Origin of the sequence: Paenibacillus sp. FSL H7-0714 (assembly GCF_038003765.1) — a bacterium.
In the GTDB taxonomy this organism is placed as follows: domain Bacteria; phylum Bacillota; class Bacilli; order Paenibacillales; family Paenibacillaceae; genus Paenibacillus_AQ.
Genome location: NZ_JBBOPT010000001.1, coordinates 2731517 through 2747548 on the forward strand (window position 1 = coordinate 2731517; position 16032 = coordinate 2747548).

The window sequence follows — 16032 nt, forward strand, 5'->3', positions numbered from 1 at the left end:
GGATAATGCCCGCGCCCACATGAGGCGCAAGCAGGCCGGGGCGTTTGCGATTATTCAGAACCTTGCACAAACTGCAGAAGGCGAAATGAAGACGAAAGCCACCTGGACTGACCGCACCTCAACCGCTCGCAGGTCATTGCACGCCGGAGCGAAGCCGATGGGCAAGAACAAAATTGTAATGTACCTGGCGCATGGCGTTAAATACGGCACGTACTTGGAATTAGGTACGAAGCCACATGTAATCCGGCCGAAGAATAAGAAGGCGCTGTACTGGCGGGGTGCGGCTCATCCGGTGAAGAAGGTAAACCATCCCGGCACGAAGGCACGGCCCGTTGTCTTACCGACTGCGAAGAAGTACAAAGGTAAAATCAAGCAGGCTCTTGCGAAATGGTGGGCGATGCAATGAGGAATGCAATTCGAAATCGTATCATTGAAGCTGTCCCATCGTTGACAGATGTGTTTGAACCGCATGCTGCGAGTAAAGACAGCGTAAAACCATATGCTGTTGTTCTCCAAGGTGACGATGATAACGAATCTGCATGGGCAGGCTTCCGGCGGATCATTGAGGTATGGCCCTATGTGTCGCGTACCAGTTTCGAGGCTGTTGACGATCTAGAACAGGAGATAGCTGCCGCTCTGGTGGCTGAGCCGCTTGTAACGGAAGCAGGAGAGGTATTCACCTGTTCATATATGGGTTCATCTCAGGATACCGTTGATGAGGACTGGGACGCCATTACGCGCGGCATGCAGTTTGCTGTAATGGCTTTGCAGCCTATGGGTGCCGGTGTTCCGGTGACATCAGATCCATGGCTTAATGCACTTGCTTCCTGGACTGAAACGCTATTCGGACGGGAGTGGAGTGTGTATAAGGGCGTTTGGCCCGTTGGATATACCCGTTCCTCTATCATGTGGCGGATCACCGGCATGGAAGCTAAGCCGCTCGGAGTTGGAATGTTCCAGATCACGAAGCGGTTCACCGCGCATGTCCTTGGTCCGGATGGCAATCAAGAGCATTACAGTGTGCTTAAACTCATTGAGGCGATAGGCAGCGTACCTAAGATACCCCTCGATCTACTGGACCGTAGATACATGACTGTTGCCGATCTGAAGGCGAATATCGAAGCGGACGCCATAAAAGAGGGACAGATTACCATCAGTTTAAGCCGAAAGGTTCAGAAGCTGACAGATGAAGGTCCACTGATGGCTGAAGTAAACTATAAACGAATATGAGAGGTAAGGTGGTAAGCGTGGCAGTGAAATCAGAAGCTGCAGCACAGCCGGTTAAACCCTCCGTACCTGTTCAAGAGCTTTTGGCGCATGCCGGGGCTCTTTTTTCATGCGGTCCGGAGGTACTGGAAGGCGCTTTTTATGGCAGTGGAAAAACCGAATTGACTGTGGATCAGGCGCGAAGTCTTATTGATGAATTTTTAGGAAGGAAGGTGCTGTAAATGGCAGGAGGAACATGGAGTGCAACAGATATGCCGGCATTGCCAGGTCTTTATATGATTTTTCAGGCTGCTGCACTGGCAGCCATTGAGCCAGGAGCCCGCGGCACTGTCGTTTTGCCTGTTAAAGCTCACTGGGGCCCGATGAATGAATTTGTAGAAGTCGGTAGCGAAGCGGCGATTACTGCTCTGTTTACGGATGATGAGACTGGAAGCGCCACGGCTCGAACTACCTTGAGGCTGGCCTTACTGGCTCAACCTAAGAAGGTGCTGGCATATCGCCTTGGAGATTCTTCAGCAGCCATCGCAACCAAAACACTTCAGGATACGACATCAACTCCGGTAAACGCCCTGAGGATTGATGCCAAGTACAAGGGAGCCCGTGGAAATAACTTCCGCTTGACCGTTGCTACAAACTTGGTAGATAACAACAAGAAAGATATCAAGCTGTATGACGGTACGACCCTGCTGCGAATCTTTACATTTACCAGCGGCACCGTTGCGGCGGCAGCGGCGGCTATCAATGAGGACGCCGGAAACATATGGATTTCCGCTTCCGTTCTGCTCCCTGGCAATGGCATACTGGCTGATGCTTCGAACATCGCACTGACTGGCGGTAACTCTGGGATATCGGGCATTACCAATGCGGATTATATCGCCGCTCTTGGTGCGTTTGAGACTCAGGACTTTCATGTGCTCGCCTTGGACGGTGTTTTCGATGCGGCCCTTAGAACCAGCGTAGTAGCTTGGGTGAAACGATTGCGGGCAGAGGGTAAAGGAATCACAGTTGCACTCGGAGGTTCCGCAGCGGAGGACACAGGAGCTACAGCAGTGAGCGTTGCTCTTACCCGAAGCGCGACAGTGGACTTTGAGGGCGTTATTAATGTCGGCGATGGTGGCGTATTGGATGGTGTTTCTTACAGCTCCGCACAAACAGCTGCATGGGTGGCTGGACTTGTTGCGGGAACTGCACTTAGTGGTTCTACCACTTATGCCGCTTCCCCGTTTGAAGACGTCACCCGCCGCTGGACACGTTCTGAGCAAGAGGCAGCTGTCAAAGGCGGGGTGTTCCTCCTTATACATGATGGCCGGAAGGTGAAGGTACTGAAGGGTATCAACAGCTTAGTCTCACTGCGGTCCGGTCAGAACAAAGGATGGAAGAAAATCCGGAAGATTCGCGTGATGGATCAGATTACCTACGATCTGATGCAGACAGCAGAGGATAATTACATCGGCAAGGTCAATAACACCGCTGAAGGTCGTCTCGCTCTTATTGGAGCGGGCAAAGATTACCTCAGGACACTGGCTACTGAAGGCGTAATCGAGTCAACAGGCTACAACGTATCACTTGATCCACGGTTTTATGGATCCTCACCAGCGATCAAGCCGGACGACGATCAGGTATTCCTCACTTGGACGGCGGATGATACCGACGTGATGGAGCAAATATTCGGCACGTTTAACGTGCAATAAAGGAGTGAGATGTTATGGCAATGGACCCAACCCGGGCGATACTCGGGACGTTTGGACAGGCTTTTATTGATGGAGTGTGGCAAACGAATATTAACCACTTGGAAGCTAAGATTGATGTGGACAAGCGGGAACTGAACTTAGTCGGTTATAACTGGAAGCAATTTAAGATCGGGGCTCAAAGCGGCACCGGCACAATCAGTGGTTATAAGATAACCTCTGGTATGATCCAGCGCGGATTTTCAAAATTCGATATCATTTCAAAGTTGGAAGATCCCGAAGCTTATGGATTCGAAAGGGTTCGTTTGATCCGTTGTATGCCGGATAGCATCCAACTTGCTAATTGGACGGCAGGGGAAGAAGTAACGGAAGAAACATCCTTCACATTTGAGGGTTATGAACTTCTCGATCCAATTGTCGCTAATTAATAAATTATAAAAATGGAGGGTATTAAACAATGAGCGAAATGACCGAACAACAGATTTTGGCGGAACTCTTTGAAACTGCAGCCACATCACCAGAAGAATCGGTGTTTATCAAGCGGCTGGGCCTGCGTGTCACACTGAATGGATTGACCTCCAGTCGTGTGGACAGCATCCGGGAACGATGCACATCTCGTAAAAACGTAAAGGGCATCCAAACCGAGAAGCTGGACAACGAAATGTTTAACTCCACGCTTATTCAGGAAGCGACAAAGGAAATTCAAGTTGTAAAGAATTATGGGGAGAAGAACGAGCAGAAAGTGAGCTTGAAGGGATGGGGAGACGAGCGGATTACCAGCCAATTGAAACTTTCTGGTGGCGATCAAGCTGTCCGTCGGCTGCTACTAGCCGGGGAAATGGATGCTGTAGGGGATAAGGTGCTCGAATTGTCCGGATTCGGTGTAGATATCGAAGAAGTAAAAAACTAACCCGCTCCGGGGGAATGGTCACGCTGCTGTTCCATTTATGGACAAAGCATGATCTACGCCCCGGGGCGTTTTGGTCTTTGCCCAAAGGTGAACAGTTGCTCTTGCGGGCATTCACGGAGCGAGAGCTTGAGATTATTTCAAAGGCACCACCGGGGATGCCAGCAATGCCAAGTGGTCGCCGAGGAAGGCGGGTGACAAATGGCTAATGAATTTTATCAGTTAGACCTTGTGATCGGCACAAGTGGCGTGGAGCGAACAGAACAGCAGCTTCGTGCTGTTGAACGTTTGATGGAACAAACTCAGCGACGAGCTGCAGCATTGGGCCGAACCCGGATGAATCCGACGGTTCAACTTAATGACCGTCTAACCTCCTCAGCTAGCCGGATCACATCGTCTATGAACCGGTTAGACCGTATGAATGCCAAACCGGAAGTAAGGCTGCTTGATCGTGCTTCAGCGGGGATAGGTAAGTTATCCTCTATGTTGGGTAATCTCACTCGAAAGGCTTTCCGGGTTACGGTCAATACAGCAGTTACAGGTGCGGCAATACTTACTGGAGCAGCCGTATATACAGGCGTAAAATCAACGCAGAAAGCGATGAACTTTCAGAACCAAATGAAATCGATTCAAGCCCTGACCCAAATATCCGATGAAGATCTGGGTAAAATGCAGGCACTAGCGCTTTCTGAAGGTATGCGGACGAAGTATAACGCACTGGAAGCGGCTCAAGGAGAAGAGGCGCTACTTAAAGCCGGTTTGTCAGTAAGCCAGGTTCAAGACGGCGGTCTCGGCGCGGCGCTGAATCTAGCGACTGCAGGCGGTATGCAGATGGTCGAAGCGGCTGAGCTCATGTCTACATCCTTAAATGCCTATAAAAAGGACGCTCTATCCGCGGCGAGGACATCTGATATCCTGGCAGGTACAGCGAATGCTTCAGCGGTTGACCTGAATGACCTTAGGTATTCCTTATCTATGGTAGGAGCGGTAGCAGACGGGGTTGGAGCGTCCTTCCTTGATACTAACTTAGCTCTCGGGGTATTAGGTAACAACGGCTTAAAGGGTAGTGATGCGGGTACTTCCTTGAAGACATTGCTCCTCAACTTAGTTCCTGAGACAGCTAAAGCCTATGGGCTCTTTGAGGATTTCGGTTTGTTAACGATGGACGCGACGAAATCTATACAGTTTATGCAGAAGAATGGTATTAAGCCAGCATCATCATCGTTCGATGAGATCTCAAAGGCCATGGAAAAGTTTGTGGCTAAACAAGAAGGTATTAAAACAGGTACAGCCCGGGCGGCAAAAGCAACCAGGCAGTTCCTGATGTCACAAGGGCTCATTCACTCTGCGTTTTATGACGATCAGGGGAATATCAAGGATATGACTTCTATTGCGGATACCCTTCAGAAGAGCTTGAAAGGGCTGACAAATGAGCAAAGACAGTTCTACCTTAAACAGATGTTTGGCACGGATGCTATCCGGGCAGCGAATATTCTGTATAAGGAAGGCGCCAAAGGTATCAAGGACTTCCAGCGAGAAATGTCCAATGTAACAGCACTCAAAGTGGCGAAAGATAAGATGAATTCAGCGACCGGGGCGGTTGAGATGTTCAAAGGAGCGGTAGAAACACTCCAAATTTCAGCCTTGCTTCCGACAATGCCGATTATTCAGAAGGTTGTAACGAAATTATCTGAAGTAGTTACTCGATATACACCTGAGCTTACTGCAGCCATGGAGAAAATGACCTCACAAGCTGAATCCTATGTCAAAACTCATTTCTTAAATAATACGGAATTCCAGAATCTTAGCCTTAAAGGGAAAATTGGATTTGTTTTTGATGACCTCCAGGCTCAATTTGATACATGGTGGGGAAGTACAGGACAAGGTGTTGTGGCAAATATGGCCGGCAAGATCGGAGCGGGATTAGGAGGAGCGCTGAAGGGCGTCTTTATGGGTGCTTTGGGACTGTTAGATGATGGGGATGATTCACCGTATAAGACAGCGGGAGAATCTGCGGGTGCAGCGTTTTTCACAGGGTTTATTGAGTCGTTTGATGCAGGAGTTATAGCTAAAAAGGCAGCAAGCGCAATAGGCAATGTGTACGGTAATGCTATCACAGAACCTTCGACTGGAACTTTAGGACTTGCAGGCGGCATAACAGTAGCTGCTGCTGCGTTGGGAAAACCAATCTATACAAAAGTCTTAAAACCAACAATTGACATCGCAAAGAGCGTTTTAGGTACAGGTAAAAATGTAGTACAAACGTTAGCGGGTAAAGCTCCGGCTGTTGTTGCGGGTTCAGAAGGTGCAATAATTGCCGGGGAATCCGCTGCTAGGGGAGCGGCTGCGGGTGTAGCAGATGCTTCTCAGTCAAAAATCCCTTGGAATGAGTTGAGGAGAGATCCGCGGTATCGTCCTGGTGGAAAGCTAGTCAATCCTCCGAAGGATTTCGCTGTTCCGGGATTAAAAGTAGCTTCAAAAGTAGCCTTGCCGTTAGTTGCGGCCGTTGATGCTTACTCTATAGCTACGGCAGATCCCGGAAGAGACAGAGCTGAAAAAGTTGGGTCTTCACTCGGTGGATGGTCTGGTGCTTGGGCAGGGGCTACGGCTGGCGGCGCAGTCGGTTCTGTTATACCCGGGCCTGGTACTGCTATAGGTGCAATTGTCGGCGGTATTGGTGGCGGTTTGGGAGGTAGTTGGGTAGGTGGTGGTTTGAGCGACTTGTACATGGATAAAATGTACGGCAAAAAGAAGCAAACTGCTCCTGTTATTGATGCGGTACTTGGTAGTAAACTTCCGGTGGGAGTAGATGCTGTATTAGGGCGCAATCCAGATCCATATACCGGAAGAATGAACAATACCAAAAACAGTACAGAAACTCAAACTGTCCGGATTTCTCCAGAACAGATCAGTAGTATGGAAAATGGTATTCGTAATATCAAAGCTGAGACCACAAATCAGTTTAATATCACTCTGCCACCCGGAACCGTTCAAGTAACTGTCCAAAACGAGGAAATTGATTATGATGTCATTGGACAGAGAGTTGGAGGCACAATCGCTGCAGAAATGCGGAGAAGAACGCAAAATTTCAAGCCATAAAAGGAAATTCCCCTCATAAGGAGAATACAATCATATGAGGGGTGATATTAATGGATATTCTTCTATGGATCGGAACGAAAATGCTTAATCCCTGGGTATACTATCCTTTTCTAATACTCATAGCTTTGACTTTCGCCGTTACAACTCGTGATGCAATATGGGCTTATAAAGAAAATGACAAAAAAAAGTTCTCTAAAGAGTTATTTCGAACTTTTTTAAGTGGTTTTGTGATTATATTTTTTCTGTTTTTCTTTAAATAAGCGAAATAAGTGGGGTGATCCATATGGAACTACACCTTATAGATGGAGCGGGCAAAAACTTCGTCTTCCCGGTCAATCCGGAAGAAATCAAAATTAACCGTGGGAAAGGTATCGAAACGGTTAACATAGTAAGATTCGGAGAGTTTGACTATCCGAGCGGGGAGAAGGTGAAGGAAATCACCTTCTCTTCTTTTTTTCCCATAGAGCCAGATACGTACTGTGTCACACAAAATATACCCAAGCCCCAGGAGGCCATGAACCTTTTAACTACCTATACGGTTAGTAAGCAGCCGGTACGTTTCATCATCACAGATACATTCGTAAACAATCTGGTGATTCTCTCTGTACATGACACGACCTTTAGAGGTGGCGAACCGGGGGATGTTTACTTTGACCTGACTATGCGGACCTGGCGAGAGCCGGTAGTCCATACGAAGGCAGGAGCGACAAAAGCGGCAACCACTAAAAACGGCACAACCGCAAGTACGGCTGTAAGCCGACCAGACACCAAGAAGACGCCAAAAACGTATACGGTGAAGTCAGGAGACTCCTTGTCCAAAATTGCGAAGCTGGAGCTGGGCAACAGCGCGAAGTGGGGAGCCATTTATGCCTTGAATAAAAGTACCATCGGACCGGATGCCAATAAGATCAAGCCCGGTCAGAAGCTGGTGATGCCCACATGAGCTATGAGGTTGTCCACCTGGATAAGTACTATCTTCGGGAGCTGATCGAGAGTATTTTGTTGAAAGACTCTCTTGACCAGATATCATATACAGCTAGCGTAAAGATCACGGTTCCTGCTTCCATGCAAGTAATTAACCCTGCAGACATTATCCGGGTCAGCGGCGTGCCGTATGGTCAAAACGTTTGGAAACCTCTCCTTGATCCTGGGGTAGTCTGGGAGGTAAACAGCGGCACTGGCGACATCAAAACACTGGATCTAACGATTTATGACCGGACTATATATATAGCTAAATCCGAAGACGAATACTTGTTTCCAGCAGGGCAAACGGCCAGCCAGCGGCTCCGGAAGTATGCGACAGACTGGGGTATAAAACTCTCCACTATCCCGGATACCAAGACTAAGCTGAAAAAGGCTGTTTACCGTTCGCAGGCCATTTACAACATGATAACATCCGATTTGCAGGAAACAGTTAAAGCGGGCGGGGACATGTATATCCCTCGCATGACGACTACGGGCCTGGAACTCTTTAAAGTCGGTAGCAATTCAACAGTTTGGGTCTTAGAGGCGACAGAGAGCATATCCCGCCGCCGTACATTAGAGGGGACTATAACCAAAGTAAAGGTAATCGGCACGGAGGACCGCAAGAAGACAGTACGTACTAAAGGATCAGGAAGCAAAGAGGAATCGCCGTCCCCGATCCTCGCTATTGCAACTGGCGAAACTGAGAAATACGGCACGCTACAGCGCATGGTGCAGGACGAGGATGTAAAGACAGCGGCAGCCGGGAAGAAGCTGGCAGAATCGATGTTGACCGGGATACAAGAGACCATATCTTACACCGGGCTGGATATCAACACGCTGCGGGCTGGGGACTCAGTAAAGCTGAACGGAGTGGAGCAGATCGTGACGTCCATCACTCACATGCTGGGAGACCCTGGGCATATGAATTTGGATCTGGCGAGCGTCGATTATGTCAAAAGGAGGTATTTTCTGAAATATGGTTGATGCATATGATGCACTACACGACGCATTTCACGAAGCGTTTGGTAAAAAGATTGGGGAGTCATTAGTTGGCGTTCCGGCGGAAATGGGCACCATCACAGCTTCTGGTCTCAAACTGGACAGTTTCAAGCATGAGATTCAGGATTATCTCGTTGCTGGGTGGACGGTAACGCTTGGAATGCCCTCCTATACCTTATCTGGGACTATAAACACCGGCAGTGGGAGCGGGGCGGCCACCTTCAACGTGCCTGCGAAGGAAATCGAAGATGTACAAGTGAATATGGCCGCCGGTCTCCAGCCAGGTGACAGAGTACTGACTATACCTGTAAACGGTGGGAATGACGTTGTAGTCATATGCAGGGTGGTGGATACCGGTGGCTAATCTATTTCCGGACGACATCGGGTGGAGCAGTTCGGACTCCGGTACATCGACAGATTCGGAAGTGAAATTCGGCCGAAGCTGGCGTTTTGACTATGAAGCGGGTGATTTCATTATGACACCTACCCGGAAAGTTGCCGCTGCTGGAGAAAAGGAGGCCTGGGTACAGTGGTGTCGAAAAGCACTACTTACTCCGCGATACCGGTATGTCATTTACTCCCGCAATCATGGACAGGAATTTGATGATCTTATCGGCAGGGGCTACAGCAAGGCGGTCCAGGAGAGTGAAATCCAGCGGATTGTAACGGAGACGCTTATGGTGGACCCGCGAACGGCTTCAGTAAGTAATTTCGCGTTTACTTGGGTGGATGATACCTGTAGTTTCTCATGCACAATTACGAATGTACGAGAAGAATCAGAAACAATAGACGGGAGGGCTGATGCCTGATGTCTGATTTACCTCTTTACTTGCAAGACCAAACCGAAGAAGAAATCATGCAGCGCATGCTGAACCGAGTGCCCGAGGACATTGATAAGTCCGAGGGCTCTTTTATTTGGGATGCACAAGAGCCGGTAGCCTTTGCACTGGCGGAAGCGGCTATATGGGCTCGTGAGATACTGCGCCGCGGCTTCGCCAGCACGGCTGCCAGCACTGATCCGGCATATCGTTCAGATGAGCTGACGCTGCGGGCGGCCGAGCATGGCGTCACACGCCGCGATGCAGTGGCAGCAGTGGGACAAGTGACGTTTAACGGAACTCCCGGGAAGGTTATTCCCGCCGGGACGATTGTAGCTACACCAGCAGATGAAGCATCCGGTGAGTCAAGTATTGAGTATGAGACCACCGCAGCCGTAACAATAGGATCAACCGGAGCGGGTACTGCATCGATCCGTGCAGTAGTGGCTGGAGCTGCCGGCATCGTCCCCGCTGGCGTAATTGAAATTATTAGTACGCCAATCAGTGGAGTGACGGCTGTAAGGAACCAGGCAGCTATTACTGGCGGTGCAGATATGGAAACAGACACATCGCTACTTGAACGCTATTACCTCCGGGTGCGCAATCCCGGGACAAGCGGGAACAAAGCTCATTATATGCTATGGGCAAGTGAAGTCCCTGGTGTTGGAGCGGTACAGGTTAAGCCATTATGGCAGGGACCGGGAACGGTAGGTATTTACCTCTTGGACACGGACAAGCGCGCTGCGAACGTTAGCATTGTAGCAGCGGTTCAAAAATTTATCGACCCCACCCAGGATGGACAAGGAGAAGGGGCGGCTCCAGGCGGTCCTGTGGTAACAGTCATGCCGGCAGTAGAGGTACCCATTAATATTTCCGTAAAACTAACCCTGGCTTCCGGAGCTTCATTGCTAGCAGTAAAAACCCTGATTGAATCGGGTGTAACTGCCTACTTAAAGCAGCTCGCATTCGTAGATTCGCTTGTACGGTATACACGGATTGCGGCGGTTCTCTTGGATATTCCTCCGATTATTGATTTTTCAGACCTGACAGTCAACGGACTTTCGGATATAAACGTCCAAATCAACCCGGGACAAGTAGCGGTACTAGGGACGGTGAGTGTCAGTGAGTGATTTCCCTATTACTAGCGCAAACGGTCAAAAGATGTTCGCTAATCTGCCAGCCTATTATGAAAAGTCACGTGTCATACAAGTGGACATGAACGCTAAGGGAGTGGAGTTGGATTATTTTACGCAGGCGTTAAATGAGGTGTTAAATCAGTTCTTCGTTAGTACCGCTACTTGGGGGATTGAAATATGGGAGAAAGAGCTCGATCTTACTGTTGACACCTCAAAGCCTATTGAACAGAGGCGCTCTGTAGTCGAATCCAAGCTTAGAGGAGCGGGTAAGTTCTCGGGGCAGTTGGTTAAAAATGTGGCGGAAGTATATGACGGCGGAACCGTGGATGTTTCGTTCCGCCCTGCAGAGTATGCTTTTACGGTTCGCTTTATTGATACTCTCGGTATTCCGCCAAACCTTGACGACTTGAAGGCTGCCATTGAAGAAATCAAACCAGCTCATATGTTAGTTGATTATAAATATCGTTACCTCTTAATTCGTGAGATCCAAAACACCATGACGATAAACCAACTACAGCAGCGCAAGCTGACCGACTTCGCGCCGTTCTTGGAAGAATGAAGGGAGGACAATCATGCCAAGTAATACCAAGAATCTAAACCTATATAAAAAGAACCCGCAGACTGACGGGGAAGACACATTCAACATTGAAACGATGATCAACGAAAATTTAGACAAGATAGATGCGGAGTTCGATGCTTCTGCGGGTCATAAACATACCGGAGCTGCAGGCGATGCTCCTAAGATCACAGCAGCAGGACTTGCCGCAGGTGCTGCTGTTGATACTGTTATAGGCGATCGCACAGCTGATCCGGCTACTGCTACTGCTTACGGAGTAAAGGGTTCTATTACTCAATGGTTCTCATGGATCACTAAGTACCTTAAAGCCATTACAGGTAAAGCAAACCCCTTCGATGTACCTGACATTACACTAGCTGCTACTAAGACTCACGTAGACAACACCTTAGTACACATCACAACCGCAGAACGTACTGCTTGGAACGCCGCCGAGACCAATGCAAAGAATGCTTCCATTCCCAAGACAGAGAAGGGTGTATCCGGTGGCGTAGCTGCTTTAGACGCCACGAAGCTCATGCTATCGGACGGTACCATATTAGGTAGTAGAGTTGTTGAAAGAGTGTTCAACTTCTCGTTTGCTAACGGGGTTGCCAACCAAAAAATCGATGTTATTTTCCCTGTCAACGGTGGTCTTTATGAGATTGAAGTCATAGGTTCTTTCAACACGGTTAACACCGCCGGGAAGCTGGTTAAACGATTCAATGGTACTTATTCGAACCCGGCATCTTACCCAACGGGCTCACAGTATACAGAAGTAACAGGCGTACTTAAAAACCATATATCTATTGGTGAACCTTTTTTTGACGCAGACTTGAAATGGCGAGTTACATTAGAATCGCGTACAACGGCACCAAACCCATTCACTGTAATTGCAAGGATTGCGAGTGGTGGTGGGATGGGGGCTGCTCCAACGCTGAGCGCTGTTTACACGGGCACTGCAACCACCCTCCCTGTAGCAGTGCAGGCTATACCAGACGATACAGTAACTCAGTCCGGGTACTTACTTCAGAAGCACAAGCTAACAGAGAACGACGGAAAGGTTATACGTCTTGCACCTAATACCGACCTAAACACGGTTAATCGCAACGGGCAGTATGATGGGTATCCCCTTGTAAATGCACCGGGAGGCAATACCGGGGCTTGGTTCTTTATTGAGGTGTTCTCGCACTCACAGAACCCAGACACCATCTTCTTCCAACGGGCTACTACGTTCTCCACTGTACCAAGATCATACATTCGGGAGTGCTATAACAGTGTTTGGGGAGAGTGGACAGAAGAAGAAAACGCCAGTCGTAAGAACGTAGCTAATGGTTATGCAGGACTGGACTCTAGCGCTAAACTTATTGATGCTCTAGTACCATTAAACGTCGCACGTAAGGCTGTAGAGATTCTTGCTAATGAAGACCTAAATAACTACACATCTGAGGGAGAGTACTACGCGTTTACCTCAACTATTGCCGCCACTCTTGGCAATAGACCAACCAGTATAGCGTTTCACTTACGGGTTGCTAAACATAATGGAATAAACCAAACTGTAACCACCTTCGGAATACCCGGCACTGGTGAGTTAAGTATATTCATGCGAAACAAATATCAGGCTACATGGGGAGCATGGGAAGAGGTAGAGACTACCCGCAAGAAGAACGTAGCTAGTGGTTATGGCGGTCTGGACTCCCTCGCTAAGCTACCAAGAGCGAACACGTACAATTCCTTAGCTGGTACGACTACCACTATCTCTAATCTAGATACCCTCCTTACTGCTGGGACATATCCAGTGGCTAATACAGCATCAGGGAACCCTTCCGCAGGAGAGTACGGGCAAGTTCTTGTACATGTTAGCAACAGCGAAACCCACGATAGCGCAACTAACTGGATATGGCAGATGTACTACGGAACATCTGGTAGCACATTTGTACGCCGTAAGATAAATAACAGTGCTTGGCAGCCTTGGGTTCCTCTGTGGAGTGGTTACAATGATTCTGCGCTACTCGTGACGAGAAGCGCAGTCGCTAATGGCACAGATTTTAACTCCCTAACAACGAATGGTGTCTACGCCATGAGTCAAGCTACGGGGCTGCTAAATCCTCCACCTAATGTATCATTCGGGGTAGTGATCGTATCGAGAACTGACGGGAGTTCCCCTTTTGTAAAACAAGAGGCTACAGATGTCACAACGGGGAACACCCAAACACGCTTTAGGAATGGGTCTAACGTCTGGACACCATGGGTAGCCAATATAACCAGCGGTGGTGTAGGGGTACTGGAAGCCCCTCTTACTAGAAGGTACACAGGAACCTCGTATAAGTACACCAGTGTAGCCTCCTACTATCAGGGTGCACAGGCAACAGGTACTATCAAGATCACTCTGCCTGTAGCGTGGACGCTCGCTATGATGTGTATCAAAATAAGTGGTTACGATTACAAGACACCGGGTGGGGCTTGGGAGCTTACCCTTGGGGGGTATAACTTCACCAATGGGTGGGCGCATACATCCGCATTCGCCGAGGGTATCCTACCATTTTCGTCTGTAAGGTTCGCATTTGATGGGACAAAGTGCTGTATACTGCTTGGTGGTGTTACAACTGTATGGAATTTCCCTAGTATCGAGGTATCGGAAGTTCTAGCAAGCCACGGGGGAGCTTCTGGGCTCGGCGGAGCATGGGTGATCTCTTTAATCACCTCAGAAACGGGAATCACCAACATTGTAACCCCTGAACTTAATCAAGTAGGAAGTAATGCAAGTACATTAGGGGGATATTCTGCTGCACAGGTTACGCAAGGTACACTTGCCTATGCAATTACCACTGGTACTGCACCAACTCTGGTAGCTACTTTCAATCCAGCAGTTGCAGCCCTATCAGCTGGTCTACGAGTAACCATTAAAACACATGCAGCTACAACAGGTCCGGTTACACTCAATGTAAATGGGCTAGGCGCAAAATCTATCAAAAAGCCAAACGGCAATAACCCGCCTTTTGCTCTTGGTGGTGTCTATACGGTTGTGTACGATGGCACGGCTTTTATCTTACAGGGTGAAGGGGGTGAATATGGGACAGCTACAGCAGCGGAAGTCCTGGCGGGAAAAACGATAGGAACAGAAAACGGACTGGTGAATGGGACAATGCCGGACAAGCGCGGCATTGCCACGGATGCAGTGGGCGTGACCTTAAGTGGTTATGATTTATACCTAAATACACCGGAAGGACACTATAATTCAGTTTCTTCTATTCGTGTGAGAGAAGACAACTTAGCTGATCCTAGCAATTGGAGAAGTGACAGGACGATGTTCGGTAAACAGGGAACCATGCCCGTTATCACATCTGGCGAAGATCCGGCTCTTAGTGTAGGGAAATGGGGTGATGGTAGCTTAGCGGTGTACCCAACAGAGGGCTACCGCAAAGGTGGCCCTGGGGCGGGTGAAATAAAAGTAACAACAGCACAACTACGATCTGTAGAGGGCGACCTAGCCCCTGCTAACATTCGTAGCGGTGTAGAAGTATTTGGAGTTACAGGAACACTAGTAGAGCGAATGTACGCCGAAGGCTATACAGGTGCCCACTACAGTAACGGAGTGTATCAAATCAGTGGGTTGTCATTTAAACCTCGAATTGTACGTTTTACTTTCTTTAAAGAAAATAGCCAAAGCACTTTTGTATATCTTGGGACAGATACTGAACGATGGAATTTTGTAGAGTATGCAGGAACTAATCCATATGGAACAGTAATTTCGAGCGGTGAAATGCCAAGTCCGAGTTCATGGGGCAATGGATTTTCTGCTTATTTAAATTTCAGTGGAATATCAGTAAATATATTGTGGAATGCATGGAGATAAAAGGAGGTTTTATGATGGAAATCGGAATGAAAATATACTTTGAAAAAGCAACAGGTAACGTGGTAGTAAATACAGGAGAACAAGTTGGAAGGTTGGTAGTTGAAACAACAGAGGATCAGGACTTTGCAACATACAAGGCACTGGCTGAACGGGTCCGTGATACCATTGGCGTAGTAAAGCTCAAATACGGTCAGTTTCGTCGAGAGTTCGCTGAGTGCAATGGCTACCGCGTTAATCCTGATACGGAAGATTTAGAGTTTACCTATCCTGGCGAGGTTCCAGCAGAGGTGCTAATTAAACGTATCGAAATGGTAGAGGAAGAAAGTGCTCAGACTGCACAGGAGCTAGAGCAAACCAATATGAAACTCAAGCAGACAGAAACGCAACTTGCTAAGTCGTTGGAGAGACTGGGGCAAACTGAAACCCAATTGCAAGAATCGCAGCTTGCTCTTACAGAAAATTATGAAGAGTTACAGACTGCCAAACAAGAGGCGGCAGACGCACAATTGGCGCTCACAGAGCTTTATGAGCTGGTACTTGCCGGACAACCCGTAGCACCTACAGAACCTGTAGTGGGAGGTGAAATAGATAATGGCTAAAATATATGCAAGCTTGATCCGTAAAGGACTTAAGAAGTTAGAGCAGGTACCGGAGATTATCCGTGAGGATGTCGCAGCAGAGCTAAAAGAATAGATTAAATTGCTAGCGCCATATAGTAGGCGTTTTTATTTTGCCCTCGTAGCTATTACGGGGGCTATTTATATTGATCAATAAATAGAGAGG

Annotated in this window: 16 protein-coding genes; all 16 read left to right on the top strand. The window is 48.4% G+C overall.

The features are described 5' to 3' along the window. Window positions 1–157 precede the first annotated feature (157 nt). Window positions 158–406 (top strand): hypothetical protein, encoded by a 249-nt coding sequence (locus NST34_RS11945; RefSeq protein WP_341127856.1) that lies wholly within the window; start codon window positions 158–160, stop codon window positions 404–406. Continuing rightward, window positions 403–1230: a hypothetical protein gene (locus NST34_RS11950; RefSeq protein WP_341127857.1), complete on the top strand. Its 828-nt coding sequence runs from the start codon at window positions 403–405 to the stop codon at window positions 1228–1230. The genes NST34_RS11945 and NST34_RS11950 overlap by 4 nt, the downstream gene beginning before the upstream one ends. A gap of 17 nt (window positions 1231–1247) precedes the next feature. Next, on the top strand, window positions 1248–1448 hold the full coding sequence (locus tag NST34_RS11955) for a hypothetical protein (RefSeq protein WP_341127858.1): 201 nt from the start codon (window positions 1248–1250) through the stop codon (window positions 1446–1448). Then, window positions 1449–2918, top strand: coding sequence for a phage tail sheath family protein (locus NST34_RS11960; protein WP_341127859.1), 1470 nt, complete (start codon window positions 1449–1451; stop codon window positions 2916–2918). 14 nt (window positions 2919–2932) lie between these two features. Beyond that, a complete protein-coding gene (locus NST34_RS11965) occupies window positions 2933–3343 on the top strand; it encodes a phage tail tube protein (RefSeq protein WP_341127860.1) in 411 nt (136 codons plus the stop codon). A gap of 29 nt (window positions 3344–3372) precedes the next feature. Then, window positions 3373–3825, top strand: coding sequence for a phage tail assembly chaperone (locus NST34_RS11970; protein ID WP_341127861.1), 453 nt, complete (start codon window positions 3373–3375; stop codon window positions 3823–3825). Between the two features lie 198 nt (window positions 3826–4023). After that, on the top strand, window positions 4024–6921 hold the full coding sequence (locus tag NST34_RS11980; protein WP_341127862.1) for a phage tail tape measure protein: 2898 nt from the start codon (window positions 4024–4026) through the stop codon (window positions 6919–6921). Between the two features lie 283 nt (window positions 6922–7204). Beyond that, a complete protein-coding gene (locus NST34_RS11985; protein ID WP_341127863.1) occupies window positions 7205–7864 on the top strand; it encodes a LysM peptidoglycan-binding domain-containing protein in 660 nt (219 codons plus the stop codon). Then, window positions 7861–8871 carry an XkdQ/YqbQ family protein gene (locus NST34_RS11990; RefSeq protein WP_341127864.1) on the top strand — a complete coding sequence of 337 codons (1011 nt, stop codon included), beginning with the start codon at window positions 7861–7863 and terminating at the stop codon, window positions 8869–8871. Before NST34_RS11985 ends, NST34_RS11990 begins: the two co-directional genes overlap by 4 nt. After that, complete coding sequence (locus tag NST34_RS11995) at window positions 8864–9250, top strand: hypothetical protein (RefSeq protein WP_341127865.1); 387 nt, start codon at window positions 8864–8866, stop codon at window positions 9248–9250. Before NST34_RS11990 ends, NST34_RS11995 begins: the two co-directional genes overlap by 8 nt. Further along, window positions 9243–9695, top strand: coding sequence for a DUF2634 domain-containing protein (locus tag NST34_RS12000; protein WP_341127866.1), 453 nt, complete (start codon window positions 9243–9245; stop codon window positions 9693–9695). The genes NST34_RS11995 and NST34_RS12000 overlap by 8 nt, the downstream gene beginning before the upstream one ends. After that, window positions 9695–10834 (top strand): baseplate J/gp47 family protein, encoded by a 1140-nt coding sequence (locus tag NST34_RS12005; RefSeq protein ID WP_341127867.1) that lies wholly within the window; start codon window positions 9695–9697, stop codon window positions 10832–10834. Before NST34_RS12000 ends, NST34_RS12005 begins: the two co-directional genes overlap by 1 nt. Then, window positions 10827–11399, top strand: a complete 573-nt coding sequence (locus NST34_RS12010) for a YmfQ family protein (protein ID WP_341127868.1) — start codon at window positions 10827–10829, stop codon at window positions 11397–11399. The genes NST34_RS12005 and NST34_RS12010 overlap by 8 nt, the downstream gene beginning before the upstream one ends. A 13-nt stretch (window positions 11400–11412) precedes the next feature. Further along, on the top strand, window positions 11413–15249 hold the full coding sequence (locus NST34_RS12015; protein ID WP_341127869.1) for a pyocin knob domain-containing protein: 3837 nt from the start codon (window positions 11413–11415) through the stop codon (window positions 15247–15249). Between the two features lie 11 nt (window positions 15250–15260). Beyond that, window positions 15261–15848 (top strand): hypothetical protein, encoded by a 588-nt coding sequence (locus NST34_RS12020; RefSeq protein ID WP_341127870.1) that lies wholly within the window; start codon window positions 15261–15263, stop codon window positions 15846–15848. Then, window positions 15841–15942 carry a CD1375 family protein gene (locus tag NST34_RS12025; protein ID WP_218640545.1) on the top strand — a complete coding sequence of 34 codons (102 nt, stop codon included), beginning with the start codon at window positions 15841–15843 and terminating at the stop codon, window positions 15940–15942. The genes NST34_RS12020 and NST34_RS12025 overlap by 8 nt, the downstream gene beginning before the upstream one ends. The last annotated feature ends 90 nt before the right edge of the window (window positions 15943–16032 follow it).

Coding starts and splice junctions, on each gene's coding strand:
- NST34_RS12005 (WP_341127867.1), top strand. CDS start 9,695: ATGTCTGATTTACCTCTTTACTTGCAAGACCAAACCGAAGAAGAAATC.
- NST34_RS12020 (WP_341127870.1), top strand. CDS start 15,261: ATGATGGAAATCGGAATGAAAATATACTTTGAAAAAGCAACAGGTAAC.
- NST34_RS11970 (WP_341127861.1), top strand. CDS start 3,373: ATGAGCGAAATGACCGAACAACAGATTTTGGCGGAACTCTTTGAAACT.
- NST34_RS11965 (WP_341127860.1), top strand. CDS start 2,933: ATGGCAATGGACCCAACCCGGGCGATACTCGGGACGTTTGGACAGGCT.
- NST34_RS11950 (WP_341127857.1), top strand. CDS start 403: ATGAGGAATGCAATTCGAAATCGTATCATTGAAGCTGTCCCATCGTTG.
- NST34_RS11960 (WP_341127859.1), top strand. CDS start 1,449: ATGGCAGGAGGAACATGGAGTGCAACAGATATGCCGGCATTGCCAGGT.
- NST34_RS12015 (WP_341127869.1), top strand. CDS start 11,413: ATGCCAAGTAATACCAAGAATCTAAACCTATATAAAAAGAACCCGCAG.
- NST34_RS11990 (WP_341127864.1), top strand. CDS start 7,861: ATGAGCTATGAGGTTGTCCACCTGGATAAGTACTATCTTCGGGAGCTG.
- NST34_RS11985 (WP_341127863.1), top strand. CDS start 7,205: ATGGAACTACACCTTATAGATGGAGCGGGCAAAAACTTCGTCTTCCCG.
- NST34_RS11945 (WP_341127856.1), top strand. CDS start 158: ATGGGCAAGAACAAAATTGTAATGTACCTGGCGCATGGCGTTAAATAC.
- NST34_RS12025 (WP_218640545.1), top strand. CDS start 15,841: ATGGCTAAAATATATGCAAGCTTGATCCGTAAAGGACTTAAGAAGTTA.
- NST34_RS11980 (WP_341127862.1), top strand. CDS start 4,024: ATGGCTAATGAATTTTATCAGTTAGACCTTGTGATCGGCACAAGTGGC.
- NST34_RS11995 (WP_341127865.1), top strand. CDS start 8,864: ATGGTTGATGCATATGATGCACTACACGACGCATTTCACGAAGCGTTT.